General features: G+C 71.8%; 26 protein-coding genes. 11 read left to right on the top strand and 15 right to left on the bottom strand.

The features are described from left to right. Window positions 1–96: 96 nt before the first annotated feature. A complete protein-coding gene (locus tag ACH4S8_RS31570; RefSeq protein ID WP_398400073.1) occupies window positions 97–1,047 on the bottom strand; it encodes a LysR family transcriptional regulator in 951 nt (316 codons plus the stop codon). A gap of 72 nt (window positions 1,048–1,119) precedes the next feature. On the opposite strand from ACH4S8_RS31570, the gene ACH4S8_RS31565 reads away from it, so the two are divergent. Next, window positions 1,120–1,509, top strand: coding sequence for a RidA family protein (locus ACH4S8_RS31565; RefSeq protein ID WP_398400071.1), 390 nt, complete (start codon window positions 1,120–1,122; stop codon window positions 1,507–1,509). A gap of 36 nt (window positions 1,510–1,545) precedes the next feature. Here ACH4S8_RS31565 and ACH4S8_RS31560 read toward each other — a convergent pair whose 3' ends face one another. Together ACH4S8_RS31560 and ACH4S8_RS31555 are read right to left on the bottom strand one after the other, a co-directional pair. After that, window positions 1,546–2,208, bottom strand: a complete 663-nt coding sequence (locus ACH4S8_RS31560) for a hypothetical protein (RefSeq protein ID WP_398400069.1) — start codon at window positions 2,206–2,208, stop codon at window positions 1,546–1,548. Window positions 2,209–2,332: 124 nt separating this feature from the next. After that, window positions 2,333–3,244 carry an LLM class flavin-dependent oxidoreductase gene (locus ACH4S8_RS31555; RefSeq protein WP_398400067.1) on the bottom strand — a complete coding sequence of 304 codons (912 nt, stop codon included), beginning with the start codon at window positions 3,242–3,244 and terminating at the stop codon, window positions 2,333–2,335. Between the two features lie 61 nt (window positions 3,245–3,305). Here ACH4S8_RS31555 and ACH4S8_RS31550 point away from each other — a divergent pair, with 61 nt between their 5' ends. Further along, window positions 3,306–3,767 carry a MarR family winged helix-turn-helix transcriptional regulator gene (locus ACH4S8_RS31550; protein ID WP_398400065.1) on the top strand — a complete coding sequence of 154 codons (462 nt, stop codon included), beginning with the start codon at window positions 3,306–3,308 and terminating at the stop codon, window positions 3,765–3,767. A gap of 235 nt (window positions 3,768–4,002) precedes the next feature. Next, the gene (gene ltaE, locus ACH4S8_RS31545; protein ID WP_398400063.1) at window positions 4,003–5,130 is read left to right on the top strand and encodes a low-specificity L-threonine aldolase; all 1,128 of its coding nucleotides are present in this window, start codon (window positions 4,003–4,005) and stop codon (window positions 5,128–5,130) included. An 88-nt stretch (window positions 5,131–5,218) separates the two neighbouring features. Here ltaE and ACH4S8_RS31540 read toward each other — a convergent pair whose 3' ends face one another. Together ACH4S8_RS31540 and ACH4S8_RS31535 are read right to left on the bottom strand one after the other, a co-directional pair. Further along, the gene (locus ACH4S8_RS31540; protein ID WP_398400061.1) at window positions 5,219–6,697 is read right to left on the bottom strand and encodes a glutamate--cysteine ligase; all 1,479 of its coding nucleotides are present in this window, start codon (window positions 6,695–6,697) and stop codon (window positions 5,219–5,221) included. Between the two features lie 227 nt (window positions 6,698–6,924). Further along, window positions 6,925–7,641: a hypothetical protein gene (locus tag ACH4S8_RS31535; RefSeq protein ID WP_398400059.1), complete on the bottom strand. Its 717-nt coding sequence runs from the start codon at window positions 7,639–7,641 to the stop codon at window positions 6,925–6,927. A 315-nt stretch (window positions 7,642–7,956) separates the two neighbouring features. Here ACH4S8_RS31535 and ACH4S8_RS31530 point away from each other — a divergent pair, with 315 nt between their 5' ends. Then, complete coding sequence (locus ACH4S8_RS31530) at window positions 7,957–8,289, top strand: ANTAR domain-containing protein (protein WP_398400057.1); 333 nt, start codon at window positions 7,957–7,959, stop codon at window positions 8,287–8,289. Between the two features lie 85 nt (window positions 8,290–8,374). Here the strand turns inward: ACH4S8_RS31530 and ACH4S8_RS31525 are convergent, their stop codons facing one another. Continuing rightward, window positions 8,375–8,965 carry a dihydrofolate reductase family protein gene (locus tag ACH4S8_RS31525; RefSeq protein WP_398400055.1) on the bottom strand — a complete coding sequence of 197 codons (591 nt, stop codon included), beginning with the start codon at window positions 8,963–8,965 and terminating at the stop codon, window positions 8,375–8,377. 160 nt (window positions 8,966–9,125) lie between these two features. On the opposite strand from ACH4S8_RS31525, the gene ACH4S8_RS31520 reads away from it, so the two are divergent. Continuing rightward, complete coding sequence (locus ACH4S8_RS31520) at window positions 9,126–10,136, top strand: sigma-70 family RNA polymerase sigma factor (protein ID WP_398400053.1); 1,011 nt, start codon at window positions 9,126–9,128, stop codon at window positions 10,134–10,136. 114 nt (window positions 10,137–10,250) lie between these two features. Here the strand turns inward: ACH4S8_RS31520 and ACH4S8_RS31515 are convergent, their stop codons facing one another. The 3 genes from ACH4S8_RS31515 to ACH4S8_RS31505 all read right to left on the bottom strand — a co-directional run bounded on the left by ACH4S8_RS31515 (window position 10,251) and on the right by ACH4S8_RS31505 (window position 12,705). Beyond that, complete coding sequence (locus tag ACH4S8_RS31515; protein ID WP_398400051.1) at window positions 10,251–10,490, bottom strand: hypothetical protein; 240 nt, start codon at window positions 10,488–10,490, stop codon at window positions 10,251–10,253. Window positions 10,491–10,594: 104 nt separating this feature from the next. Further along, entirely contained in the window at window positions 10,595–11,512 is a 918-nt protein-coding gene (locus tag ACH4S8_RS31510; protein WP_398400049.1) for an RNA polymerase sigma-70 factor, read from the bottom strand. Next, entirely contained in the window at window positions 11,509–12,705 is a 1,197-nt protein-coding gene (locus ACH4S8_RS31505) for an NAD(P)/FAD-dependent oxidoreductase (protein WP_398400047.1), read from the bottom strand. Before ACH4S8_RS31505 ends, ACH4S8_RS31510 begins: the two co-directional genes overlap by 4 nt. Window positions 12,706–13,370: 665 nt before the next feature. Here ACH4S8_RS31505 and ACH4S8_RS31500 point away from each other — a divergent pair. Beyond that, window positions 13,371–13,556 (top strand): hypothetical protein, encoded by a 186-nt coding sequence (locus ACH4S8_RS31500; protein WP_398400045.1) that lies wholly within the window; start codon window positions 13,371–13,373, stop codon window positions 13,554–13,556. Window positions 13,557–13,646: 90 nt separating this feature from the next. On the opposite strand, the gene ACH4S8_RS31495 is transcribed toward ACH4S8_RS31500, so the two are convergent. After that, entirely contained in the window at window positions 13,647–14,453 is an 807-nt protein-coding gene (locus ACH4S8_RS31495) for a hypothetical protein (protein ID WP_398400043.1), read from the bottom strand. A 227-nt stretch (window positions 14,454–14,680) separates the two neighbouring features. Between ACH4S8_RS31495 and ACH4S8_RS31490 the strand changes: the two genes are divergently transcribed. The 4 genes from ACH4S8_RS31490 to ACH4S8_RS31475 all read left to right on the top strand — a co-directional run bounded on the left by ACH4S8_RS31490 (window position 14,681) and on the right by ACH4S8_RS31475 (window position 18,817). Continuing rightward, window positions 14,681–15,814 carry a serine hydrolase domain-containing protein gene (locus ACH4S8_RS31490; RefSeq protein ID WP_398400041.1) on the top strand — a complete coding sequence of 378 codons (1,134 nt, stop codon included), beginning with the start codon at window positions 14,681–14,683 and terminating at the stop codon, window positions 15,812–15,814. A 202-nt stretch (window positions 15,815–16,016) separates the two neighbouring features. Next, entirely contained in the window at window positions 16,017–17,036 is a 1,020-nt protein-coding gene (locus ACH4S8_RS31485; RefSeq protein WP_398400039.1) for an ArsR/SmtB family transcription factor, read from the top strand. A 260-nt stretch (window positions 17,037–17,296) separates the two neighbouring features. Then, the gene (locus tag ACH4S8_RS31480; RefSeq protein ID WP_398400037.1) at window positions 17,297–17,719 is read left to right on the top strand and encodes a hypothetical protein; all 423 of its coding nucleotides are present in this window, start codon (window positions 17,297–17,299) and stop codon (window positions 17,717–17,719) included. Window positions 17,720–17,914: 195 nt separating this feature from the next. Continuing rightward, window positions 17,915–18,817 carry a hypothetical protein gene (locus ACH4S8_RS31475; protein ID WP_398400035.1) on the top strand — a complete coding sequence of 301 codons (903 nt, stop codon included), beginning with the start codon at window positions 17,915–17,917 and terminating at the stop codon, window positions 18,815–18,817. 57 nt (window positions 18,818–18,874) lie between these two features. On the opposite strand, the gene ACH4S8_RS31470 is transcribed toward ACH4S8_RS31475, so the two are convergent. Both ACH4S8_RS31470 and ACH4S8_RS31465 read right to left on the bottom strand, forming a co-directional pair. Then, on the bottom strand, window positions 18,875–19,564 hold the full coding sequence (locus ACH4S8_RS31470; protein WP_398400033.1) for a DUF4232 domain-containing protein: 690 nt from the start codon (window positions 19,562–19,564) through the stop codon (window positions 18,875–18,877). A 427-nt stretch (window positions 19,565–19,991) separates the two neighbouring features. Next, window positions 19,992–20,657, bottom strand: coding sequence for an NADPH-dependent F420 reductase (locus ACH4S8_RS31465; RefSeq protein WP_398400031.1), 666 nt, complete (start codon window positions 20,655–20,657; stop codon window positions 19,992–19,994). Between the two features lie 112 nt (window positions 20,658–20,769). Between ACH4S8_RS31465 and ACH4S8_RS31460 the strand changes: the two genes are divergently transcribed. Next, complete coding sequence (locus ACH4S8_RS31460) at window positions 20,770–21,123, top strand: winged helix-turn-helix transcriptional regulator (protein WP_398400029.1); 354 nt, start codon at window positions 20,770–20,772, stop codon at window positions 21,121–21,123. Window positions 21,124–21,169: 46 nt separating this feature from the next. Here ACH4S8_RS31460 and ACH4S8_RS31455 read toward each other — a convergent pair whose 3' ends face one another. The 3 genes from ACH4S8_RS31455 to ACH4S8_RS31445 form a co-directional block, all read right to left on the bottom strand. Beyond that, window positions 21,170–21,670: a GNAT family N-acetyltransferase gene (locus tag ACH4S8_RS31455; protein ID WP_398400027.1), complete on the bottom strand. Its 501-nt coding sequence runs from the start codon at window positions 21,668–21,670 to the stop codon at window positions 21,170–21,172. A gap of 392 nt (window positions 21,671–22,062) precedes the next feature. After that, on the bottom strand, window positions 22,063–23,067 hold the full coding sequence (locus ACH4S8_RS31450) for a HEAT repeat domain-containing protein (protein ID WP_398400025.1): 1,005 nt from the start codon (window positions 23,065–23,067) through the stop codon (window positions 22,063–22,065). Between the two features lie 3 nt (window positions 23,068–23,070). Further along, window positions 23,071–23,742, bottom strand: a complete 672-nt coding sequence (locus ACH4S8_RS31445; protein WP_398400023.1) for a HEAT repeat domain-containing protein — start codon at window positions 23,740–23,742, stop codon at window positions 23,071–23,073. Window positions 23,743–23,814 lie beyond the last annotated feature (72 nt).

Here is a 23,814-nt window from a genome sequence, read left to right as displayed (position 1 = left end):
GGGGGAGCGGCCCCGGGCCCGGTCGGGTCCGCCCGTCGTCGACGCCCGCCGGAGGCCGTCGGGGTCTGTCCGTCGACGTCTGGCGGAGAGGCTCCGTCAGGGTCTGTCCGTCGGCGCCCGGTGGGGTGGCTGCGGTCCGTCCGCCGGATCCGCCGGATTTCGGCTGACGGCCGCCAACAGGTGTGCCACCAGGGGGTTTTGATCGTCTCTGCGCCAGGCGACGGCGACCCGTGTGCGGGCGGTGCCGGGAACGATCCTGCGGAAGGCGACGTCTTTGAGGCGGATACGGCGGATGCTCGCCGGGGCCAGGGAGACACCCAGCCCGGCTTCCACGAGCGCGCACACGGTCTGCCACTCCACCGCGTGCTGGGCCACCCGCGGTGCGAAGCCTGCCGCGGTGCACAGGCCGATGATCTGGTCGTGCAACTGCGGGCCGACCGCGCGAGGCAGCAGGACGAAGGGCGAGTCCGCCAACTGGCCGAGCCGGACCGACTGTTGGGCGGCCAGTGGGTGGGCCCGCGGCAGCACGGCCACGAAGTGCTCGCTGAGTACCGTCCTGAAGCCGAGTTCCGTCTCGTCGGCGGGAGGTTCGCGGAGCAGACCGATGTCGATGGCCTTGTCGTGCAGGGCGGCGATCTGCGGCGCGCTGGTCATCTCGCGGATGTCCAGGTCCACGCCGGGAAACCGCTCCCGGAAGGTGCGCAGCAGGCCGGGCAGGACGGTCAGGGCGAGGGAGGCGGCGAAGCCGATCCGCAGGCGGCCGGCCCGGCCGCCGCCGACCGCCCGGGCCGCGGCCAGGCCGTCCGCGAGGCCGGCGAGGGCCTGCCGGGCGGCGGGCAGCAACTCGCGGCCGACCGGGGTGAGCGTGACGCGTCCCGGTCCGCGGTCGAACAGCGGGTGGCCGACCTTGTCCTCCAGCCGGCGGATCTGCTGGCTCAGCGGGGGCTGCGCGATGCCCAGGCGGGCGGCCGCGTGACCGAAGTGGAGCTCCTCGGCGAGGACGACGAAGGCGTGCAACTGGGGGAGGGGGACTTCGGGACGATCCATACGCGTACAGATATCAGGTCATGCCTGCGGCTGTATTGGACGTATCCATGCTGGTCACCTAGCGTTTTGTGCATGACGGAGCGACATGTGGTCCTCAGCGGTTCGACCTTCGAGGAGCAGATCGGCTACGCCCGTGCCGTGGTCGACGGCGACTGGGTGCACGTGTCCGGCACGACCGGGTTCGACTACACCACCATGACGATCTCCGACGATGTGGTGGAGCAGGCCGAGCAGTGCCTGCGCAACATCGAGGCCGCGCTGGCCGAGGCGAAGTGCGCCTTCGGCGACGTGGTGCGTGTGCGCTATCTGCTGCCCGACCGTGAAGACTTCGAACCGTGCTGGCCTGTCCTGCGCCGCTGTTTCGGCGGCGTCCGGCCGGCGGCCACGATGCTCGTGTGCGGTCTCGCCGACCCCCGGATGAAGATCGAGATCGAGGTGTACGCGCGCCGGGCCACTGGGTGACGAGCCGTCACGTCCGGGGAGCGGGGCCGGGCGGGATCAGTCATAGCGGAGTTTGATCCAGTACCAGAGGCTCATCGGAACGGTGAACGCCCCCCAGAGGATCAGGAAGACCGTGAGGGTGGCGTAGCCGCGGAGGATACCGAGGACAAGGACCAGCGCGCATTGGCCGCCGACCCAGCCTCCGACCGCCTTCAACTCGGACAGGTCGTAGGAGAGTTCCTCGCGGCGGAAGAACCACAACCAGGTCATGTAGACGCCGCCCACCGACATCGCCACGCCGCTGACGGCGGCGCCGAGGTCGACCAGCACGTTGGTTCCGGGAGAGTCCTCGGTCCGGTGGGTGTGGCCGTGCACGGTCATCGTCATGTTGATCCCGGACCAGACGGTGACCGTGACGCGGTCGCCCGCGTGCACGTGGTAGAAGGCATCGGGCGGGTCGTCCAGTCGGACGTCCCCGCCGACGGGCTCGGGCGCCTTCAGAGTGATCCGTACGACGTGTGATCCGCGCCCCTCGACGGCGGAGGAGGTGACGGCGGCCGTCACCGTGTGGAGGCACGGTGCATGGAGATCGGCGCGGTCGGCACCGGTGCAGCGGGCCGCGGAGTGGGACTGCCGTGAGAGCGCGAGATCATCGATCAGTCCGGTCACGCCGGCGGCCGTCAGGAGCAACCCCAGCGCGGTGAGTGCGATGAACCCCACGCTCCGGACGAAGTCCCATCGGCGCACGTCGTCTGTCACGTTCAGTCGGACATCCGCCCCGTCCTGAAGGTTGTGCGACCGGGCCGTGGCCGGGGCGGCGCGCGGTCGTGGAGGGGAGGCGCCGTCAGACGCCGCTCTCGCGGACGGGGGTGACGATCTCGTCGACGAGCCGGCGGGCGGCGTTGTCGGGGTAGGGGCGCGGCAGCGCGAGCACGACGTGCCGGATTCCGGCGGCCACGAGCGCGTGGACGTGGGCGCGGGTGGCGGCGGGGTCGGCATGGTCGACGATGATCTGCGCGGAACGGGTGATCTCCGCGGGGTCGCGGCCGATCGCCGCGCAGTGGGCGTCCAGGACACGGGCGCGCCCGGCGATCCAGTCGGTGCTGTTGTGGGGCGGGCCGGGCACGTTCCAGATGTCGGCGTGTTCGGCGACGACCCGCAGGGTGCGGTCGCCCCAGCCGCCGAGCAGCAGCGGAGGTCCGCCGGGCCGGACGGGGCCGGGACCGTTGCGGGTGCCGCGCAGGGTGGTGAAGGGGCCGTCGTGGTCGAAGACCTCCTCGGTCCACATGCGGCGCAGGATGCCGATCGTCTCGGTGAGACGGGCCAGGCCCTCGCCGGGACCCGGGAGCGGGAAGCCGTAGGCGGCGTACTCGGCGACGGCTGGGTTGGGGCCGTCGGGCTGTCGCGTGCCGCCGACGCCCAGGCCCATGATCAGGCGCCCGCCGGAGATGGCGTCCACGGTGGTGGCGATCTTTCCGAGGTGGGCGGGGGCGCGCAGCACGTTGCTCGTGACGAGCAGACCGAGACGGAGCCGCGTCGTACGGGCGGCCAGTGCGGCCAGCAGCGTCCAGCCCTCCAGGACGGCGCCGCCGGGCGGTCCGGCCAGGGGGGTCAGGTGGTCCCACAGCCAGGCGTCGTCGAGTTCGGGCAGTTCGTCGGCCTCTTCCCAGACGCGGAGGATCTCGTCGTAGGACAGGTGCATGGGTGTCGTCTTGACGCCGAAGCGGAGTGTGCGACGGAGTTCATCGGTAGACATGACCGTCACGATAGTCGATCGTCAGTAATGCTGACCATCAGTCGCGGACTAGGATGCCGGAATGGCGGAAAACGACGACAGTGGGTCCGCGGTCGAGGAGCTGCTCGGGGCGCGGCTGGGGTACCTGCTCAAGCACACGCAGCTGCGGCTGGCCGAGCACGCCGGGCCCGCGCTGGCCCCGTTCGGGCTGGACGCGCGGGAGTTGGCGGTGCTCGCGGTCCTGGCGGCGGGCCGCCCGTTGTCGCAACTGGAGGCCGCGCGGCGGCTGGGCGTGGACCGCACGACGATGGTCGCGCTCGTCGACGCCCTGGAGGCCAAGGGGCTGGTGGAGCGGCGCCGCAGTCAGGAGGACCGCCGCCGCAACGTCGTCGAGCTGACGGATCGGGGCAGCCGGGTGCGGGCCGACGCGGAGGAAGCCCGCGAGACGGCGGAACGTGAGTTCCTCGCCCCGCTCGGCGAGCAGGACGCGGCACGGCTGATGAAGGCGCTGCGGGCGCTGATCGGAACTCCGGGCAGACCCTGAAGGCGCTGCGGGTGCTGATCGGAACTCCCGGGCAGGCCTTGAGGGGGCTGCGGGCGCTGATCACAACTCCCGGCAGGCGCCGCTTTCGAACCCGGACAGGCCCTGAAGGTGTTGCGGGTGCTGATCCCCGATCCGGGCCGGCGATGAACGTGCTCTTCGGAACGCCGGGCCGGACCTCCGGACCCGCAGGCCACCCCGGCACACTCTGCCACTCCTGGCGTGGCAGAGTGTGCGTGTGCCGACCACTGATCCCGCCCGCGCCGCCCACACCGTCGATGCCGCCCGCACCGTGGACGCGGCCGATGCCGCCCACGACGAGCCCGGTCGTCTCATCGATCTGCGCAGCGACACCGTCACCCGGCCCGGCGAGGCGATGCGCCGGGCGATGGCCGAGGCCGAGGTGGGCGACGACGTCTTCGGCGACGACCCCACCGTCGACGCACTGCAGGAGCGGATCGCCGGGCTGCTCGGATTCGAGTCCGCGCTGTTCGTCTCCTCGGGGACGCAGAGCAACCTGTGCGCACTGTTGACCCACTGCGGCCGCGGGGACGAGTACATCGCCGGCCAGATGGCCCACATGTACCGGTGGGAGGGCGGCGGCGCCGCCGTGCTCGGGGGGATTCAGCCCCAGCCGCTGCCGCACCGGGCGGACGGGACGCTGGACCCGCTGGACATCGCGGCGGCCGTGAAGCCGGACGACGCGCACTTCGCGCGCACACGGTTGCTCTGCCTGGAGAACACCATCGGCGGCCGGGCCGTGTCGATGGACTACCTCAAGACCGCCACGCACGTCGCCCGCGACCACGGACTCGCCACGCACCTGGACGGCGCGCGGCTGTTCAACGCGGCGGTGGCCGGCGGAGGCGACCCGTACGAGCAGGCACGGCTGATCGCCGGCCACTTCGACAGCGTCTCGGTCTGTTTCAGCAAGGGCCTGGGCGCGCCGGTCGGTTCGGCGCTGGTCGGATCACGGGAGTTCGTGGCGGAGGCGAGGCGCTGGCGCAAGGTCCTGGGCGGCGGGATGCGGCAGGCCGGCGTGCTGGCGGCAGCGGCACTGCACGCCCTCGACCATCACGTGACGCGGCTCGCCGACGACCACGCGCACGCCGAACTGTTCGCCGAGGGCCTGAAGGACGTCGAAGGCCTGACGATGGAGCCCAGCGGGACCAACATGGTCTTCGCGAGGTCCGCCCCCGGCCTGGAGACCGACGAGGTGCGCGACCGGCTGGCACGCCGTGGCCTGCTGTGCGCGGGATACCCGGGCCAGCTGCGCTTCGTGTTCCACCTGGACGTGACACGCGCCGACACCGAACGCGCGGTACGGATCGTGCGCGAGACCTTGGCCGGGACGGCGACGGACTGACCCCGCGGGGCCGCAGGCCCGTACGTTCCCCTTCTCCGGCCGTCTTCTTTCCCGTTTCCCCGGAGCAGGGGCGTGAGGCGGGGGTTCGTCAGTCGACCGGCCAGGTGTGGACCGGTGCGTTGAGGTGCATGTAGTCGATGTACTGCCGTGTCATGCGCCGCAGGGCCTCATGGCGGCCGCAGTGGTCCGCCGCCTCGAGGTGGTGCAGCATCTCCTTCTGCCAGACCGCGCCGTTGCGCGCGGTGACGCACCGCTGCTCGATGATGCCGAGCAGCGGTTCCCGCCAGGCCTCGTCCATGCCCGAGTGCTCCAGGCCCTGGTGTGCCAGTGGCAGCAGCCGTCGCAGGACGAGCTCGGGCACCGGCACCTCACCCACTCCGGGCCAGTACAGGCGGGCGTCGATGCCGTGCCGTGCCGCGGTGTGCAGGTTGTCCTCGGCGGCCGAGAAGGACATCCGCGACCACACCGGCCGGTCCTCCTCCACCAGCGCGCGGGTCAGACCGTAGTAGAAGGCGCCGTTGGCGAGGGTGTCGGCGACCGTCGGACCTGCGGGCAGCACCCGGTTCTCCACCCTCAGGTGCGGCCTGCCCTGGGCGACGGCGTAGACCGGACGGTTCCACCGGTAGATCGTGCCGTTGTGCAGGGTGAGTTCGGGCAGTTCCGGGGTGTCCCCGCGTTCCAGCGTCTGTGTCGGATCCTGGTCCTCGCACAGTGGCAGCAGCGCCGGGAAGTAGCGGACGTTCTCCTCGAAGAGATCGAAGACGCTCGTGATCCACCGCTCCCCGAACCAGACCCGGGGCCGTACCCCCTGTGCCTTGATCTCCTGCGGGCGGGTGTCCGTCGCCTGCTCGAACAGCGGGATACGGGTCTCGTGCGCCAGCTCCTTGCCGAACAGGAAAGGAGAGTTGGCCGCCAGCGCGACCTGGATCCCGGCGATCGCCTGCGCCGCGTTCCAGTAGTCGGCGAACTCCTCCGGTGACACCTGGAGATGGAACTGCGTGCTCGTGCACGCGGCCTCCGGCGTGATGGTCTCCGCGTAGGTCCGCAGCCGGTCGACCCCGTCCACCTCGATGAGCAGATCCTCGCCGCGCGCCGCGAAGACCTGCTCGTTGATCAGCCGGTAGCGGGCGTTCTCCGACAGGGCCTCCGGTCCGACGTCCGACTCCCGCAGGGTGGGCAGGATACCGATCATGATCAGATGGACGCCGATCGACCTGGCGCGCTCGTCCGCGTGGTTCAGGGCGGCGCGGATCTCCTCCTCCCAGGAGTCGGGGCCGCCTGCGGTCAGCCGTCGGGGCGGAACGTTGATCTCCAGGTTGAACCGGCCCAGCTCGGTGTCCCAGGCGGGATCCGCGATGGCGTCGAGCACGTCGGCGTTCCGCATCGCCGGCTCGGCCTCGGTGTCGGTCAGGTTCAGCTCGATCTCCAGGCCCACCCGGGGCCGCTCCACGTCGAACCGTGACTCCCGCAGCATCTGCGCGAAGGCGTCGAGACATTCCTGCATCTTGATGCGGTACCGCCGGCGGTCCTCGCGGGTGAAGACCAGCGCCGGAACGTCGCGTCCCATAGGTCCTCCCGGTGGCCCCACGGATACCTCTCCCACCCAGCGTCGCACCATGGGGCGGGTCTGACCATGCGGGACGGGGTTCCACGGCGTCGCGGGGAGCCGGGCCGGGGCAGCCGACCACGGGTCCGTGACCGGCTGCCCCGGCCCCGCCGCGGCGGCCGGTCACCGTCGGCGCGGGCCCCGCGGCCTGCCCGTGGGGCCCTGCGCGGACGCCGGGCCGGGAACCGTCAGACGGCCTTCTCGATCTTGGCGACCTGCGCCTCGACGACACCGGCCGGCACCTCGGGGGCCTTTCCTCCCAGGACGCTCATCGCGAAGAAGACGGCCAGGGTGGAGCCGCTGCGGACGACCGTGTAGGTCACCGGGATCTTCGTCCCCTCGATGTCACTGGTCATCGTGTACGACACGGCCTCGTCACCGAGGGCGGGGGCCTTCGCGGGCTTGACCCCGGTGTACTGGTAGTCGGTGTGCTCGTAGGAGTCGCACGTCCCGCTCTGGGCGCGCAGGTCCGCGACCACCTTCTTGGCGTCCGGCTCCTCGTGCGCGAGCAGACCGATGCGCAGCACGGTGCCGTCCGTCGCCTTCAGGCTCGTCAGCGATCGGGACACACGGGCTTTCGCGTCCGGCTCGGTGCCCAGCAGGAACATGTCGGCGAGGGCCTGGCAGGAGGCGGGCTTCGCGGGCACGCTCACCTCAGGGATCTCGTCGTCGGGGGTGTTGCCCACGCGATACCCCTTCACGTCCGCCTTGGTGACCGCGGCCTTCGTCAACTGCGCCTCGGTGAGGGGCTTCAGACCCTCCTGGGCGGCGGGTGTCGTCTTGGCGGACGGCTTCTTCGAGTCGCTGCCGCCGCCGTCGGTACCCTGCCCGCCGCACGCGGCCGTCATGGCGAGCGCCATCGTCGCGCCGATGCCCACCAGGACACGTCCCGGAACTGACTTCATGTTGGTTCCCACCCTCATGTGTTTATGGGCGCGTCCACGACAACGGTCGCGCCGAGCCGCATTCAAGCCCACAACCAGCGGGTTTTGCCAGTCCATTAGGGTCGCTTGACGTAACGATCAGAGATCGGCGACATGGTTGTACGGTGCCGGAGTGGCTCTCGACACGCCCAGGACACGCCTCGCCGAGAAACGCGGACGGACGGCCCCGCCCTCCACGACATGAGCCGGCGATCCCGCCCCGCAGGGGCTCGTACGACTGTCACCGCTGCCCGGTGCATGGTGGCACCGTGCCGGTCGAGCCAGGAGGATGGACCCATGGCATCGGGATCCAGTGAACCGAACGACGACAGCCGCCGCGTCCTCGAGCTCGAGGCGGAGGTACGGCAGTTGAAGGAGGCCGTCACCTCGCACGCCGTCGTGGACCAGGCCATCGGGATGATGGTCGCTCTAGGCCGCGTCTCCCCGGACCAGGGCTGGGCCGTACTGAAGGACGTCTCCCAGCACACCAACACCAAGCTCCGCGACGTCGCCGAACAGATCCTGGTCTGGGGGCGCGAGGGCGAGATCCCCGATGACATCCGAGCGGAACTGGAAGACGCCCTCGACCGTCACGGCCCCGCCCAGATCCCCGAGGCACCCCCGGAATGACGTGGCATCCCGAGCCTCCGGGACCCGGTTCAGGCCCGTTCGACCGAGGGCCCCGGTGATCTCCCCGCCGCCCGTTGTGCGTTCGCTAGACGTTCCGGGCGAACTCGTAGGTGAGGAAGACCAGACCGCCACCGATGGTCCTGGCTTCCACCAGGCGCAGGGGCTTCGGGCCGTGGATCCCGCCGTCGCCGAAGAACCGTTCGCCGGCCCCGAGCACGACCGGGAAGACGACCAGCCGCACCTCGTCGACGAGGCCGTGCTCGATCAGCGTCCGGCCGAGCCGATGGCTGGCAGGAACGACGATCTCTCCGTCCAGCTCCTGCTTCAGCTTCGCGGCCTCGCTCACCACGTCGCCCCTCAGGACCGTCGAGTTGTCCCAGTCGGGCTCCTCCAGCGTCGAGGACACGACGTACTTGGGCATGCTGTTCAACCGGTCCGCGAGCTCGCCGCTCCGGGGCCGCCACCGCGCCCCGAAGAACTCGTAGCTCCTGCGGCCCATGAGCCACGCCTCGGCGCGCAGCGCCTCCTCGAGCGCGACCTTGCTCCACTCGGCGAGATCCTCGCCCCCGAACCGGCCGAACCAGCCGCCCAGCCCGAAGCCCTCCGCACCGTCCGGGTCCTGGACCACTCCGTCGAGCGACACGTTCTGCGGCCCGCTCATCACGATCTTTCCCATGACCGATCCCTTCCTCGCGCCGACGCTGTCGTCGGCCACACGGATACAGGCGCCGCCGTGCCGCGGAACCGGGCGCCGTCAGGCCGCCCAGTTCTCCTCCCGGCCGGCGCCTGTACAGGATGGAAGAGCGGCACGGAGCGGGAAGAAGGAGACGGTGACGATGGCGGCAGCCGATCTGATCGACAGGGCACGGGCCGGGGACGGTGACGCGTTCCGGGAGCTGACCGCGCCGCACCTTCGGGAGCTGCAGGTGCACTGCTATCGCATGCTCGGATCCTTCGAGGACGCCGAGGACGCCCTCCAGAACACACTGCTGGCCGCCTGGCAGGGCCTCGACGGGTTCGAGGAGCGCGCCTCGCTGCGCACCTGGCTCTACCGGATCGCCACCCACCGGTGTCTCGACGCGCGCCGCGCGGCAAGCCGGCGCCCGGCCAAGGAGTGGGACGTGCCAGGCGTCGAACCGCCCGAGCCGACCCGGCTCGGCGAAGTCGTGTGGCTGCAGCCGCTTCCCGGCGCCCTCGTCGAGGACGCGACCGAGGTGCCGCTCGGCCCGGAGGCCCGCTACGAGCAGACCGAATCCATCTCGCTGGCCTTCGTGACCGCCCTGCAGATCCTGCCGCCCCGCCAGCTCGCCGTCCTCGTCCTGCGTGATGTCCTGGGGTTCAGGGCGAGCGAGGTCGCCGACATGCTGGACGCGACCGTCGAATCGGTCAACAGCGCCCTCAAACGTGCACGCGCCGGTCTGCGGCGCCACCGGGCACCGGCCGCCGGTCACCAGCCGCCTCCCGCCTCGGGCTCCTTCGCCGAGGACGCGGTCGTGGGGAAGTTCGTCCACGCGTGGGAGGCCGCCGACGTCGACGCGCTCGTGACCCTCCTGACCGACGACGTCTTCATGGCGATGCCGCCGATGCCCTTCGAATACCAGGGCCGCGACCTCGTGGCCCGCTTCTGCGCCGGTCTGTTCGACGCCGGCCGCCGCTTCGACCTCGTCCCCACACGGGCCAACGGCCAGCCGGCGTTCGGCGCCTACCTGCGCGGCCCCGACGGCATCAGCCACGGGGTCGGCCTCTACGTCCTCACCCTCACCGGCGACCGGATCTGCGCGATGACCCGCTTCGACAACAGCGTGCTCTCCTGGTTCGGGCTGCCGCGCTCGCTCCCGAGCCGATGACCGGAGCGGGCCCAGGACGCCATGAGAGGGGCCCATGACCTGGCCGCTTTCTGGATGCGGTGGTGGACACCGGAGTCCTCCGGGCGATCGTCGACGATGTGTTCGCGGTACCGGTCACCCCCTGCTCGATCGCCGGAGTCCGTCGTCATCGCTTTCCGTTCTCCGGGGCGGAGCGGTGTCCGTCGAGGTCGGGAGCGGCGGGGCGCGGCGGACGGCCGGGCTCGCGGTGGCGGCGACGGCGGTCGCGAGCATCACCGCGGCCAGGACGAGGACGGAGCCGACCGGTCCGAGAGCGGTGAGGAGGAAGCCGGCGCCGAGGGAGGCGACGGGCAGGACTCCCCAGGACAGCGTCATGGCCGCGGCGGCGTACTCGCCGAAAGCCTCCCGGTGGCACAGATGGGCGGACAGGTTGCGATCGGTGCCCGTCGGGTCGGATGTGTCGACAACTACCGCTCAGGTCAAGAGAGTTCGTATCGGGTTCCGTCGGTGACAGCCTGGAGCTTGTCCGGATTGGCCACGTTGTGGATGGTCGAGATGCGGCCTTCCGGGTCGAAGTCGAAGGTCAGGGTGGCGATGACGCGGTCAGGGCCGCGGAAGATCACGCCCGGGCCGCCGTTGATCCAGGCGAGTTCCGCTCGCATCTGTCCGGGCGCGATGCCCTGGTAGGTCATCGAGCCGAGCGCGGCGAACCAGGAGGCCACGGTCTCCAGACCGACGACCGGTTTGAGCGCCTGGCGGACCTTGCCGCCGCCGTCGGTCCACAACGTCACGCCCGGGGACAGCAGTTCCATGAGGGTGTTGATGTCGCCGCCCGTGGTCGCCGCGAGAAAACGCTCGGTGACGTCGCGCCGGCGGTCCCGGTCCGCGGGGTAACGGGGCCTGCGCGCCTGGACGTGCTCGCGGGCGCGGTGCGCGGCCTGGCGGACCGCGGTCTCCGAGCGTTCCACCGCCTCCGCGATCTCCGCGTAGCCGAAGGCGAAGACCTCCTTCAGTACGAAGACCGCGCGCTCCAGCGGGCTCAGCGTCTCCAGGACGACCAGCAGGGCCATGGAGACCGAGTCCGCCGCGGCGACGCCGTCGGCGGTGTCCGGGCCGGTGAGGATCGGCTCCGGGAGCCACGGACCGACGTACGTCTCGCGCTGACGGCGCGTCGAACGAAGGGCCTCCATCGCCAGGTTGGAGACGATCCGGGTCAGATAGCCCTTGGGGTCGGCGACTTGGGAGCGGTCGGCCGCCGACCACTTGAGCCAGGCGTCCTGCACCACGTCCTCGGCGTCGGCGGCGCTGCCGAGGAGGCGGTAGGCGACGGAGAAGAGCAGGGTGCGGTACTGCTGGAAGGCGAGCTGGTCGGGGCCGGTCTGCTGCGGCTGGGTCACTTGGCGCTCCGAATCCGGGTGTAGCGGCCGCCGTGCGGCCAGAACGCGCCCATGGCGGGCATCTTCTTCATACGGCTGAAGGTCGGCCACGGTGCGGAGGTGACCGTCTCCTTGTACTTCGCGGCCCGCTTGCCGGTCAGCACGAGCGGGCGCGGGCTGGTGTCGGGGCGGGTGAACTGTACGACGGCATCGTTGCGGCCCAGGCTGACCGGCGTGTGGTAGAAGCCGAAGCGGAAAGGCTTGGGTTCCTTGCCCGCCAGCACCCGCAGGATCGAGAGAGCCGCGTGCACGCCGGTGGGCATGCCGCCCTGGCAGGTCCCGTGCATCACGCCGTAGCCCTGACGGATCGCCGCCGCGTCGCCCACGGCGTAGACGTCCGGGTGGGAGACCGACCGCAGCGCGCTGTCGGTGACCACACGGCCGCGCTCGTCGACGCTCAGGCCCGCGGCGGCCGCGAGCGGTGAGACGCGGGTGCCGCTGGTCCACAGCACCGCGGCCGCCGGGATGCCCGAGCCGTCACCGAGTTCGACACTGTCCGGCAGCACCTTGGCCACCTCGACGCGGGCGCGCACGCGCACGCCGAGCCGGGCGAGCGCCGCGTCCAGGTAGGCCTTGGCCCTGGGGTGCATGTCGGCTCCCGGTTCGTGCCGACCCAGCAGCACCACCTCGAGCCCCGGATGCCGCTCGGCGATCTCCGCCGCGGCCTCGACACCGGTGAGGCCGCTGCCGGCGACGACGACGGTCGCGCCGTCGTCGAGGCAGGCCAGCCGGGCGGCGAACAGGGCCGCGTTCTCGGGGCTGTCGAGGGTGTAGGCGTGGTCGTCCACGCCGGGGACGGCGACGGTGTCCGCGATGCTGCCCAGGCCGTAGACGAGGGTGTCGTAGCGCAGCACCCGGTCGTCGTCGACCCGGACGGTCCTGGTCCGGGCGTCCACGGCCGTGACCCAGCCGCGGACGAAGACGGCGCCCGTGCCCTCCAGCAGCTCCGGGATGTTCATCTCGGCCGTCTCCTGACCGGTGGCGGTCATGTGCAGCCGGAGCCGCTCGGTGAAGGTGTCGTAGGGGTTCACCAGCGTCACGCGCAGGTTCCCGCGCTTCCTGGTGCGGGCCGCGAGCTGGACCAGCGCGGAGAGCCCGGCGTACCCGGCGCCCAGGACCACGATCTCGTGCCGCTGCGCCGTCTTCGCTTTCATCACTGTGCACCGCTTTCGTGTCGTCTTTCCCGCGTTCCCGTTGGACGACCACCAGACGCAAGCTGCCCTTCCGTTCGTGACATGAAGCAGATGTGACCCGCGTCACATCAGCCGAAGCGGCGTGTCGGGCCGCGATGCGAGCCCGGCCACCGCAGGGGGCCGGCTGTCGATCGAAGCCGACGGGGACGCGCCGGACACCGCCGTCCGGACACCGCCGTCCGGACACCGTCGTCCGGGCGCCGCGCGGCCGTCGCCGCAGGCCTCGTCCTGGCGGTCGGGCACGGTATGGCGGCACAGGGCCCGGCACGGGCGGCCGCGCCTGCCCCGGCGAAGGCGTTCGCCACCGCGTCGCGGCCGGCCGGCGGCATGACCGGCCGGGCAGTCACCCGGCTCGCCCACTTCTCCGGCGTGTACGTCGACGCGCGCTGCGGCCGGCACCTTCGCCGCCGGAGGCCGGAGGCCGGAGACCCGCCCGCGTCCGGCTCCCCGCGGTTCGTCCGCCGGCATGTGTACGGGCTGCCACCGGCCCATGCCTTGAGGTGATGACGTCCGCCACACCTGTTGGTTCTTCCGGTGCGGTCCCAAGCATGTGATGCTGCTGCATCGTATGGACCATGAACCGGTCGGTGGGACCCGCACGAGCCGGTGTCGGAGAGGATGGCGGCATGTCGACAGCGAAGCGCTGCTACAGCCTGACGTGGACCGACCCGGACGGCGCGTCGCAGGCTGCCGCCGGTCGCTACGACAAGCGTTCCGCCACGCGGCGTCGACGTGCCCTGGAAGCGGTCGGCTGCACCTGTGTCGAGGTCGTCGTGGTCAAGCCCGGAGAGCTGCCCGAACCGGCGCTCTGACCCGCCCCGGAGCGCGCACACCTGATCCTCGGTGCTCAGCCCCGGCCCGCTGGACGCCGGAGCTGAGCACCACCTTCCGGTACCCCGCCTCTACGACCGCATCGGCGGCCCGGGAAGAACCCCGGGGTGCCGAACCCGACGGTCGAGGTCAGGGGCTGCCTGTTGCGGCCGCATGAGGCCGAGGCCGTCGCCCCACGCGTCCAGTACCGCTTCGTGTCCGGCTTCCCGGGCCGCCGTCTCGACCAGCGTGAACAGACGTCGTTGCGCGGCCGCGTCACCCGTGGCCGTGATGTGGTCCACGGCATGCAGCAGTCCGTCGGTGTCCCAGCCCGGCAGCGGGTGCCGGGCGAGCTCCCACTCCAGATACGTGTTGTACGGGCGGACGCGGCGGTCGAGTGCGAAGAGCAGTTCGAGCAGGAACCGCATGCTGTCGGCCGCGTCGAGGCGAGCGGCGAGAGCCCGGCCGTCCCGGTGGTTCTTGAGGGAGCGGTAGAGGGAGTTGGCGTACGCGTCGAGCCATGCGCCGGAGTTCCGGAACGCCTCGTCGGGGTCCGGCCGAGCCCAGCCGGCGAGGATCTCGGCGATGCCGCCGTCGAGCCGGTCGAGCACGATCCTGGCACGCGCGAGGGCGTAACGCTCCCAACCCGGCATCCCGGCCCCGCGGAACTCGGTGAGGGTGACGACGACGAGGTCGAGCCCGGCGCTGCGGTGACCCGCGAACCGGGCCGGGCCGGTCCCGGCGCCGTCGGCGACGACCACGTACAGATCGTGGTCGGAGTACGGCGTGACCATGCCGACGTGGGCCCGGGACCCTTTGAGGACGAGACCGACGACGTCGGGATCGGCGGTGGCGAGCTCGACGAACGCGTCGTAGGTGAGGGGCTTCTGAGCATTCATGGTGTGGATCTCCGGTGGGGTGACGACAGGTGGGCATGCCTGCCGGGGCGACCCGTCGTGGGCGCCCCGCACCGTCCGTGGCCGCACATGGCCGCCACCTCGAAGATCAACGCACATCCCGACCCTATCGCCCGGCCCGCCGTGGGGCAGGGTGTATGCCGGGAATACCGGCCCGGAGCCGACGGGTTGCCGAAACACCAGATCCGTACGGCAGTTGGGGAGGGTCCATGGCAGTCCACGGCACGGTGGCCGATGGTTTCGAGGGAGTGCGGGACGAGTTCGCCGCCTTTCTCGCGGGGGAGGAACACGCGCCGGGCGCGCAACTGGTGGTGCACCGGAGCGGCGAGCGGGTGGTGGACCTGTGGTCGGACGGGGTGACCGGGGAGTCGCTGGTCGGTGTCTTCTCCTCCACCAAGGGCGCGGCGTACCTGGTGACCGCGCTCCTGGTCCAGGACGGTGTGCTGGACCTTGACCGCACCGTGGCCTCGTACTGGCCGGACTTCGCGGCCGAGGGCAAGAGCGGGATCACCCTGCGCGAACTGCTCGCACACCGTGCCGGCGTGATCGGACTGGACGCCGGCTTCGCCCCGCAGGAGCTGGCCGACGACCGGGCGATCGCGGACCGCCTGGCCGGGCAGCGCCCGTTCTGGCAGCCCGGACGGTTCTTCGGCTACCACGCGGTGGTGATCGGCGCGCTCATCGGCGAGGTCGTGTTCCGGGCCACCGGACGCACCCTCCAGGAGTGGTACGAGGAGCGGATCCGCGCCCCGTACGGCCTCGACCTGTGGCTGGGCCTGCCGGAGACCGAGGAGCCACGGTTCCTCACCACCCTGCCGATGCTGCCGACGCCGGCGCAGCAGGCCGAGATCGAGGCCGCCGAGCAGACCCCGTACGGCCTGGGCGGCATCGCCTTCAACGCGCACGCCCCGGGCAACGGGGAGCTGTCCGACTTCCCGAACTCCCGCACCGTCCGCGCGCACGGGCAGGCATCGGCGGGCGGCATCGGCTCCGCCCGAGGTCTGGCCGGCATGTACGCGGCAGCCGCTTTCGGTCTGGACGGCCGGAGCCCGCTCCTCAAGCCGGACACGGCGGCCGAGTTCGCCCGGATCCACTCCGAGGGCAAGGACCTGGTGAGCGGTCAGGCCAAGGCGTTCGGCCTGGGCTTCCAGACCTTCGGCACCGACTTCGCCTCCGTCGGCGCCGGAGCCTTCGGCCACAGCGGAGCCGCGGGTTCCCTCGCCCTCGCCGACCCGCGGCAGGGCTTCGTCTACGCCTATACCCGCCGCCGGTACGCCTTCCCGGGCGGCGCCGCCCCGGAGAACGGGCGTCTGCTGTGGTCGGTGGTCCGGGCGCTCAGGTGACGACAGCACTGCGGCCCGCACGGCGCCGTGGCCGGGACCCGTGCGGCGCTATGGCCGGGACCCGTGCGGCGTCGTGGCCGGGACCCGTGCACGGGCCGTGACCCGCCGGGACCGGCCGAATCCGCCCGTTGCCTCTGTGACGACAGGTGTCCCAGGCTGCTTCGTGAGCCGGACGACGGTCGATCCGGGGGGAGCGAACCCCGTGCTGCGCATCCATTTCACGCCCGAGGACTTCACCCGTATCCGGGTGGCGGGCACACCCGATCCGCTCTGGGAGATCACCAGCAGCCTGCACAGACTGCAGACCACGCGCGGACGCTGGGCCTACGCCGACTGGTACCGCACCACCCGGGCCACCCTCGCGGGCACCGGACTCGGCGCGGCGGTCCGCCAGCTGCTCGTCCCGGTCCTGCCCCGCGCGGTGTACCTCCCCGACTTCCTCACCCCGCACGAGGCGGCCGACGGGCTGGACCGGGGACTGGCGGCGATCGTCGACACCCCGCCCGCCCGCGTCGCCCGCGAGGTGAGCATGCTCGACCGGATCAGCGGAGCCCCGGCCTGGGCTCCCCGGCTGGTGGAGCGCGGCACCCGCGAGGAGCTCGTGAAGGCCCTGCGCGCCTACCACGAAGCGGTCATCGCACCCCACCACGACCGGATCCACGCGGGCATCGCCGGGGAGCGCGCCCTGCGGGCCCGCCAGGCCCTCGACACCGGCATCGACGGACTGCTCGACGGGCTGTCGCCGGTCATGCGCTGGCATCCACCGGTCCTCCACGTCGACTACGTGGAGGACCGGGACCTGCATCTCGACGGTCGCGGACTGCGCCTCGTCCCGTCGTACTTCTGCTGGCAGTCACCGATCTCGCTGGCCGACGACACCTTGCACCCGGTGCTGGTCTACCCCGTGCACGACTCCCGCCCGCCCGCCGCCGTCCCGGCCGGCGACGCCCCGCTCGCCGCACTGCTGGGCGGGACGCGCGCCGCCGCGCTCCGGTCCCTGACCCTCGGCGCCACCACCTCGGAGCTGGCGCGCTCCCTCGGGGTCTCGCCCTCCACCGCCACGCATCACACCACGGTGCTGCGCGACGCGGGTCTGATCACGAGCCGGCGGTGGCACAACACCGTGCTGCACACCCTCACACCGCTGGGGGCGGCCATGCTCCGCCGGACACCGGCGGCCCCGGGAAACGCATCGGCCACGCACGTCGACTTCCGGTCATGACCCACCGCCCGCGACGGGCCGAGCACGTCTCGTTCCGTCCCATGGGTCCCACGGGTCGCACGGACACCGCTGGAGTAAGGGGCTCCGCCGCCCTGCCGGGGACTTTCGAGCCCGTTCGAAGGTCGTGGTCCGTACGGGTCCCGCTCTGCGAGCGTCTGCGGCGTGCACCCCGGACACGGCAGTCACTGCCCGCCCGGGACCCACGGTCGTGTCCACGAGCGTGGGCACGACAGACGACCGGAAGACCGAAAAGGGGAAGCATGACCCGAGCAATCGTCGCGGGCGCGTTCGCGCTCGTGTCCGCCGCGACCTGCCTGACGCTCGCTCCCGCGGCCTCCGCGGCCCCGCAGGCCCCGCAGGCCTGCGTGACCACGACCCTCACCACCGGGGGCAACGAGGGCGTCGGAACCATCCGCTACAAGTCGGCCAGCAGCAGCTGCAGCGACCTCAACCTCACCTACTCGGACGACTCGACCTCCCCGTACGGGGACTACTACGCCGGCCGGCTGCGCAACTCCAGCGGTGTCTGGCACACCTGTAACAAGGGCTACGTCTGGGCCTCCGACGGCAGCCACAGCGTCAACGACTCCACCTACTGGCTGTGCACCGACGTGAACGACAACACCCCGTTCACGGTGGCGAGCCAGCTCGACGGCGGCGACTCCGTCAAGATCACGAACTGACCGGGGGCCGGACGCCCCCGACCCGGTTCCCGTGTCGCACGGGGGTGCCATCGGCGCAGGCCGACGGTACCCCCGCCCGGGGGAACCATGGGGCGCGAAGGAGTTGGGGGAGTGATTCGGATGGTCCGTCAGGCCGAGGGGCGCCGGAGCGCGGCTGACGGGCGTCGGCGCCGGGCCGCAGTGCGGGGCACGGTAGTGGCCGCCGCCGTTCTGCTCACCGCCGCGTGCTCGGCCGACCCCGCCCCGCCGTCGGACCCGCCCTCGGCGGCTCACGTGGCCGCCGCCCGCCTCAGCGCCGTCCTGCCGGACGACCCGGTCCGCATGGTCCTGCCCGCGACCGGCGCCGAGACCCGCTGGACCCAGGGGCTGGACGTCTTCGTACGACAGGAGGCACGGGCCGCCGCGACCGCGTGCGCACGCGATCACGGGACCGTCCTGCCCGAACAGGCTCCCCTCGCGTTCATCCGCTACTACGAACTCCCCGACCTGGGTTTCATCGCCCGGCACGGCTTGAGCGAGAGCGCCACGGTTCCCACCCCGACTTCCGCCCCCGCCCTTGGGCCTACGACGGCCGGCACCATGACAGCCGGCGGGAACGGCAACGGGCAGGGGAGCGGAACCGGCGACAGCGGTGCTTCCGGTGCCACGGCCGTCGCGCGCGAGTGCCTTGCCAAAGGGACGGCCGCCGCCACCGCCCTGCGCGACTCCTACGCCGCGCTCCAGGGGCAGTGGTTCGACACCCTGGTTTCGCTGCGCCGCGATCGCGGCGTACTGCGGGCCCTGCACACCCTGCCGGACTGCCTGGCCGGACACGGGATCCGGGTCCGCGACGAGAACGGCTTCTTCGCTTTGGCCGACACCCAGGAGCAGACCGCCGCCCCCGACGAGCTGCCCGCCGTCGAACGCGCCCTCGGCAGTGCGTACGCCGACTGCATGCGCCCCGTCGAGGCCGTGCGCGAACCGGCACGCCTGCGGCTGCGCACCCGCTTCCTCGCCGATCACGCCGCCGAGGCCCGCACGCTGCGCTCGTCCCTCGTCCCGTCACTCCACCGGGCCGCCGAGAAACACGGCCTCCGCCTCGTCTTCCCCGCCCCGTAGCGGTGCGGCAACGGCAGGGGCGGGGTCCGGTGGACTTCGAGTTCCCGCGGGTACGGGTCAGCCGCCCTGGCCGGCGCTGCCGACCGGGCCGACCTTCACCGGGTCGCCGGTGCCGTCCGTGACGGGAAGGGAGGCGGCGCCCGGCCAGTCGAGGGTGACTGTCTTGGTCTCGTTCGGCGGGGTCACCAGCAGGCCCGTGATGCGGACGCCGGAGCCGCCCGACTTGTTGAGCGGGTAGGTGATGCCGAAGGCGATCGACTGCCCGCTCTTGAGGACGGCCTGGTCGGCCTTCTGGCCGGTGCGCTTCGCGGACAGCGAGCCCGCACTGGTCTTCAGATCGACGCCCGCGTACCCGGAGATCGCGCAGTCCCGGCTGCTGCGGTTCTTCAACTGCACCGCGACGGTTCCGTCGGGGTCGCCGCTGATGGTGTCGTCCTTCGCCGTGATCTCCAGTCCGTCGGTGTGGCACCTTTCGACCTTGCCGCTCCCGCCGGAGCCGGTCCCGCTGGAGCCGGTCCCGGTCCCGGTGGAAGCGCCCGCTCCGGCAGAGCCCTTTCCGGTTCCGGCGGTGCCCGTCCCGCCGCCCTGATCCGAACTGCCCGAGTCCGAACCGCCGCCCGAGGAAGACTTGGAGGACGCCGAGGACGGTGCGCTCTGTCCCGTACCGTCATCCCCGTTCTGGCAGGCCGTGAGCGACAGACCCGCGGCGACGGCCAGGGCGGCGAACGTGAGCTTGTGAACGCGCATTGTTTCTTCCTCAGTATCGGTGGGTGGTGCCGGCTGCTCGGTACGAGCGAGCGTTTCTGCCGACCAAGAGCCGCCCGGCCCGGTACTTCGTTCCGCCCGACCACCCTGTAATACAGCCCTGTTACACACGGAGTCGGACCGGACGCCCGCCGTGACCGGGCAGCCCGTCGCGCCCTGCTCGTCGTACGACCTCCCGCCAGGCTGCCGTGGGGCGGGCGGGACGGGGCCGAACACGGCTCGCCGCACCGCGCGGGGCACGCCGACGACGCGTCACGGCGGCGGCCACCGCCGCCGTTCCAGCACCTGTACACGGCCACCGCCCGCTGGGACGGATCCGTGACCTGACGGAACTTGACCTCGAACGATGGCTCGGGCCGCCCGACCGGCCCCCTGCCGCGGGGCGCGGCCCCTTGACGGGCTGCCCGGCTCAGTGAGCCGCCGTGCGACCCTCGCTGACCGGCGCCGGGTCGACATCGGGCACCGCGAACCTCGGATTGTGACCGGAGGCGACGACCCTCATGACGAATCCGGCGGTCTCCTCCAACTGCCGGGCGCTGTCGAGCCCGCCGATCACGGCCGCCCGCCCGCCGAGGTCGCCGATCAGCTTCACGGTGAGATCCAGAGCGGCGTGCTCGTCGCCGCAGATCGCCACGACCGGCGCCGTTCCCCGCGGCCCCGGGTACGGCCAGGAGGCTCCCGCGAACAGGTGCAGCGCCTTGACGACGTGGGCGCCGGGAGCGGACCGGGCCACGAGCTGTGCCGCGGAGCCGGAAGCGGGCTTGAGTTCACCGGTCCCGTAGTCGACCGGGTTGGTGCAGTCGATCACGGTCTTGCCGGCCAGCGCCCTGTCGGAGCCGCCGACGAGCCGCAGGGCGGCCTCCAGCCCTTCCCACGAGACCGCGACCACGACCGCGTCGGCCCCGCCCGCGAAGTCGGCGGGGCCAACCGCCTTTGCCGAGGGGCCGATCCGGCCGGCGGCCTCGTCGGCGTGCGGGGCACTGCGCCCCGTCACCAGGAGCGAATGCCCGGACGCGGCCCAGGCGCGGCCGAGCGTCACGGCCAGGTTTCCGGTGCCCAGGATGCCTACGTTCACAACTGTCTCCTCTGTCTGGAAGTCGGGGGCTGAATCTGGAAGCGATGTCCTCCAGAACGCTACGAGCGCTCCTCCTACCGTTCGGTAGGAGGCAGATGGGACACTGGACCTCGTGCTCGAGGAGTCCTGTCAGACGTTCGTCTCCGACTGTCATGTGCGCGCGGCGGCGGAGCTCATCCGCCATACGTGGGATCCCGTCGTGCTCTCGGCCCTGCGTCTGGGGCCGACACGGCGCAACGAACTGCTGCTGCGCGTCGCGGGAGTCAGTGACAAAGTGCTCACGCAGGTGCTCCGACGACTGCAGGACCGTGGCCTCGTCATCAAGGTGCGCGATACCGGGCGACCGTCGGAGCATTCTGGTGCGGTCTACCGACTCTCCCCACTCGGCGAATCGTTCGCGAACGGGCCTTTGGCGCAGCTCGCGCGATGGGCGGCGGACAATCAAGCCGAACTCGCCGGCCCGTGAACAGCCCCATGACCCGCGGAATTCGACGCCGACAAGCTGCGACCACTCACACCGCGCGCCGCATGCAGACCAGGTGGTCCCGCTCGTCCCACGACTCGGTGACCGTGAACCCGAGCCGTCCGTACAGGGCGATGGCCCCGGTCCGCCATTTCCACACCGACAGCCGTACTTTGCTCGCGCCGCTCTCCGCAGCGTGCGCGAGCGCGGCACCGAGCAGGTCGGACGCGACGCCCCGGCCCCGGAACGCCGGGTCCGTCCAGAGTCTCTTGATCTCCGACAGCCCATCGGCGGGCGCGGTCACCACCAGGCATCCCACGGCGGTCTCTCCGCTCAGGGCCAACAGCACGACAGCGTCGGCGAACACGGCCCACGGGTCCAGGACTTCCGCCCGATAGCGGTCGGGCAACCCGTCCACGTCGGCAACGGCCTCGCCCTTCTCGGCCTCCGTCCGCAGATGGTAGGCCGCCAACAACCCGGCCAGCCCGTCGTCGGCGGAAGGAGCCCGGTCCGGCCGGCGGACGATGGTGACCTCGGGCTGACGCGTCATGCCGCCAGCATCACATGACACGAGCAGGCGTTGCGTTGCATCGCGCGAGCGCGGGCCTCCGGGATCATCTGTGACACCGTTTCATCCGGCGCCGATCAGCCGTCGGCCGACAAGACCCTTGTCCTGCTGCGCCAGGTGGGCCGGAAGCCCGTGGCCGTGGCGGCCTGCGGAGCGTACGACCAGGATCGGTCCAGCGCGGACCAGGGCGAGCCCTGCTCCGCCACTCCCCGACAGCGGGCCTCGGGGGCCGCCCGGACGACCGGGCGGCCGGTGCGCGGCCGTCGAAGAGCACGAGTCGGGCCGGACCGCCCACCGGTGGTCCGAGGTCCGTACGCACTCGGCATGGGTGTGCGGACCTCGCCGCGAGGGACGGGAAACAGAAGGGGCGGATGTCACTGCCCGTCGCGCAGCCGGAGGAGATATGCCGCGGTCAGCGCGACGGCACGGTCCGTGTCCTCGGACAGTTCCACCAGCGCGTCCGACGCCGTCGTCCCCGGGATGCCCGCCAGCGCCTGGGTCAGCCGTCCGCGTGCGGGTGCGTCCGCGGTGTGGTCGGTGACACGGTCGAGGAGCCCGGTCGCGAGCCGGTCCGCCGTGGCGGTGTCGCTCGCCAGCACGCTCAGTGCGTCCGCGGCGTCGGTGTCGTTGCGCCCCTCCGCGATCATGTCGATGAGCGTCGGGACCGCCTCGGCCAGCCCGCGTGTCCCGAGCGCCAGGGCCGCATGCCCGCGGACCACGGCGTCGGCGCTCGTGAGGGCGGCCCGCAGGAACGCGGTGGCCTCGGCACCGGGCATCTCGGCGAGGGAACGGACGGCGCGTTCCCGCACCGCGGCCGTCGGTGAGCCCAGGCCCTCCGCGAGCAGCGCCGGACCGCGGTCGCCGGAGCGCGCCAGTGCCCAGCGAAGGGCCCCGGCGACATTCGGCTCCGTCTCGCTCAGCGCTGCGTCCACCAACGCCTCCACCGGGACCGGGACCTCGCCGGCCGAGGAGAGCGCCGCACGCTGGCGCGCGTCGGCACTCGTCGAGGTCAGTGCCTGCAGCAGTGCGACGACCTGGAGGACGTCCTCCCAGCCGGCAGGTTCCGCGGCCCGGATCCTGTCCAGTCGCGTGAGCAACTCCCGCTCCGCCGCGATGCGTTCGCGCGTCCGGCCGATCAGGTTCTCGACGAGGGACGAAGGAGCGAATCCGGGATCGTCGAGCGCGCGCCCGATCTCACGCAGCGACAGGCCCAGCGACCGCAGGCTCTCGATGTGGAAGATCCGTCGGATGTCCTCCCCGGAGTACTCCCGGTAGCCCGAGCCCGTACGCCCCGAAGGGCGCACCAGACCGAGCGACTCGTAATGCCGCAGCATGCGGGCACTGACACCGGACCGTCGCGCCACCTCACCGATCAACACGCCCTATGGTCCCTCCTGGCCGGGACCGTCGAGAACCGCGACGCGCTTCGCCTCCTCGATCGCGAGCTCGAATCCGGCGTCCGGATCGCGCAGCAGCCGCCGCGTGGCGCGTGCGTGCGCCCGTATGCGCGGGTCGGGCGCCGCCGTAGCGGAGCGCAGAACCGGCTCGATCACGTCTCCCAGCGCGACCAGGGCCTGGCTGAGACTGAGCTGCGTCTCCCGCTCACCGCGGCCCAGTTGCGTCGCCAGCCCGGAGGCCAACGCGGCCTCCTCGCCCTCGGGTACGAGCACGACCGCGGTCCGCCAGGCGCTCCGCGCGACCTCGTCGTCGGCGTCGGACAGGAGTGCGGGTGTGATCGCCGGCCAGGCCTGCCGGTCTCCGACCTTGGACAGCGTGTGCAGTGCCTGGCTTCGTGCCTGCGGACGGTCCGAGCCGACTTCGCGGAGCAGTGCGGGAAGCGTCAGGGAGACCGGGTGGCGGGTGAGTGCCCAGGTCAGCATGTCGCGGACGAAGAACTCCGGTTCGACCGCGCACCGCTGGACGAGCCCGGCCACATAACGCGGGTCGGGCGCCGTGCCGACCGCCAGAGCGGCCCGCAGCCGCACGGACGAGCTGTCGGCCTCCAGTGCGTGGAGAAGCCGTACGGCGTCCGCGTCCTGTTTCGTGATCGTCATCGAGACCACCTCCTTGGCACGCAGTGAAGGCCTTGCCACCGTGTCAAGGTCAAACGGGTGACCGGTGTGGGC

The organism is Streptomyces sp. NPDC021080, assembly GCF_044333225.1.
Classification (GTDB): Bacteria; Actinomycetota; Actinomycetes; order Streptomycetales; family Streptomycetaceae; genus Streptomyces.
This window is presented reverse-complemented; position numbering and strand designations above follow the sequence as displayed.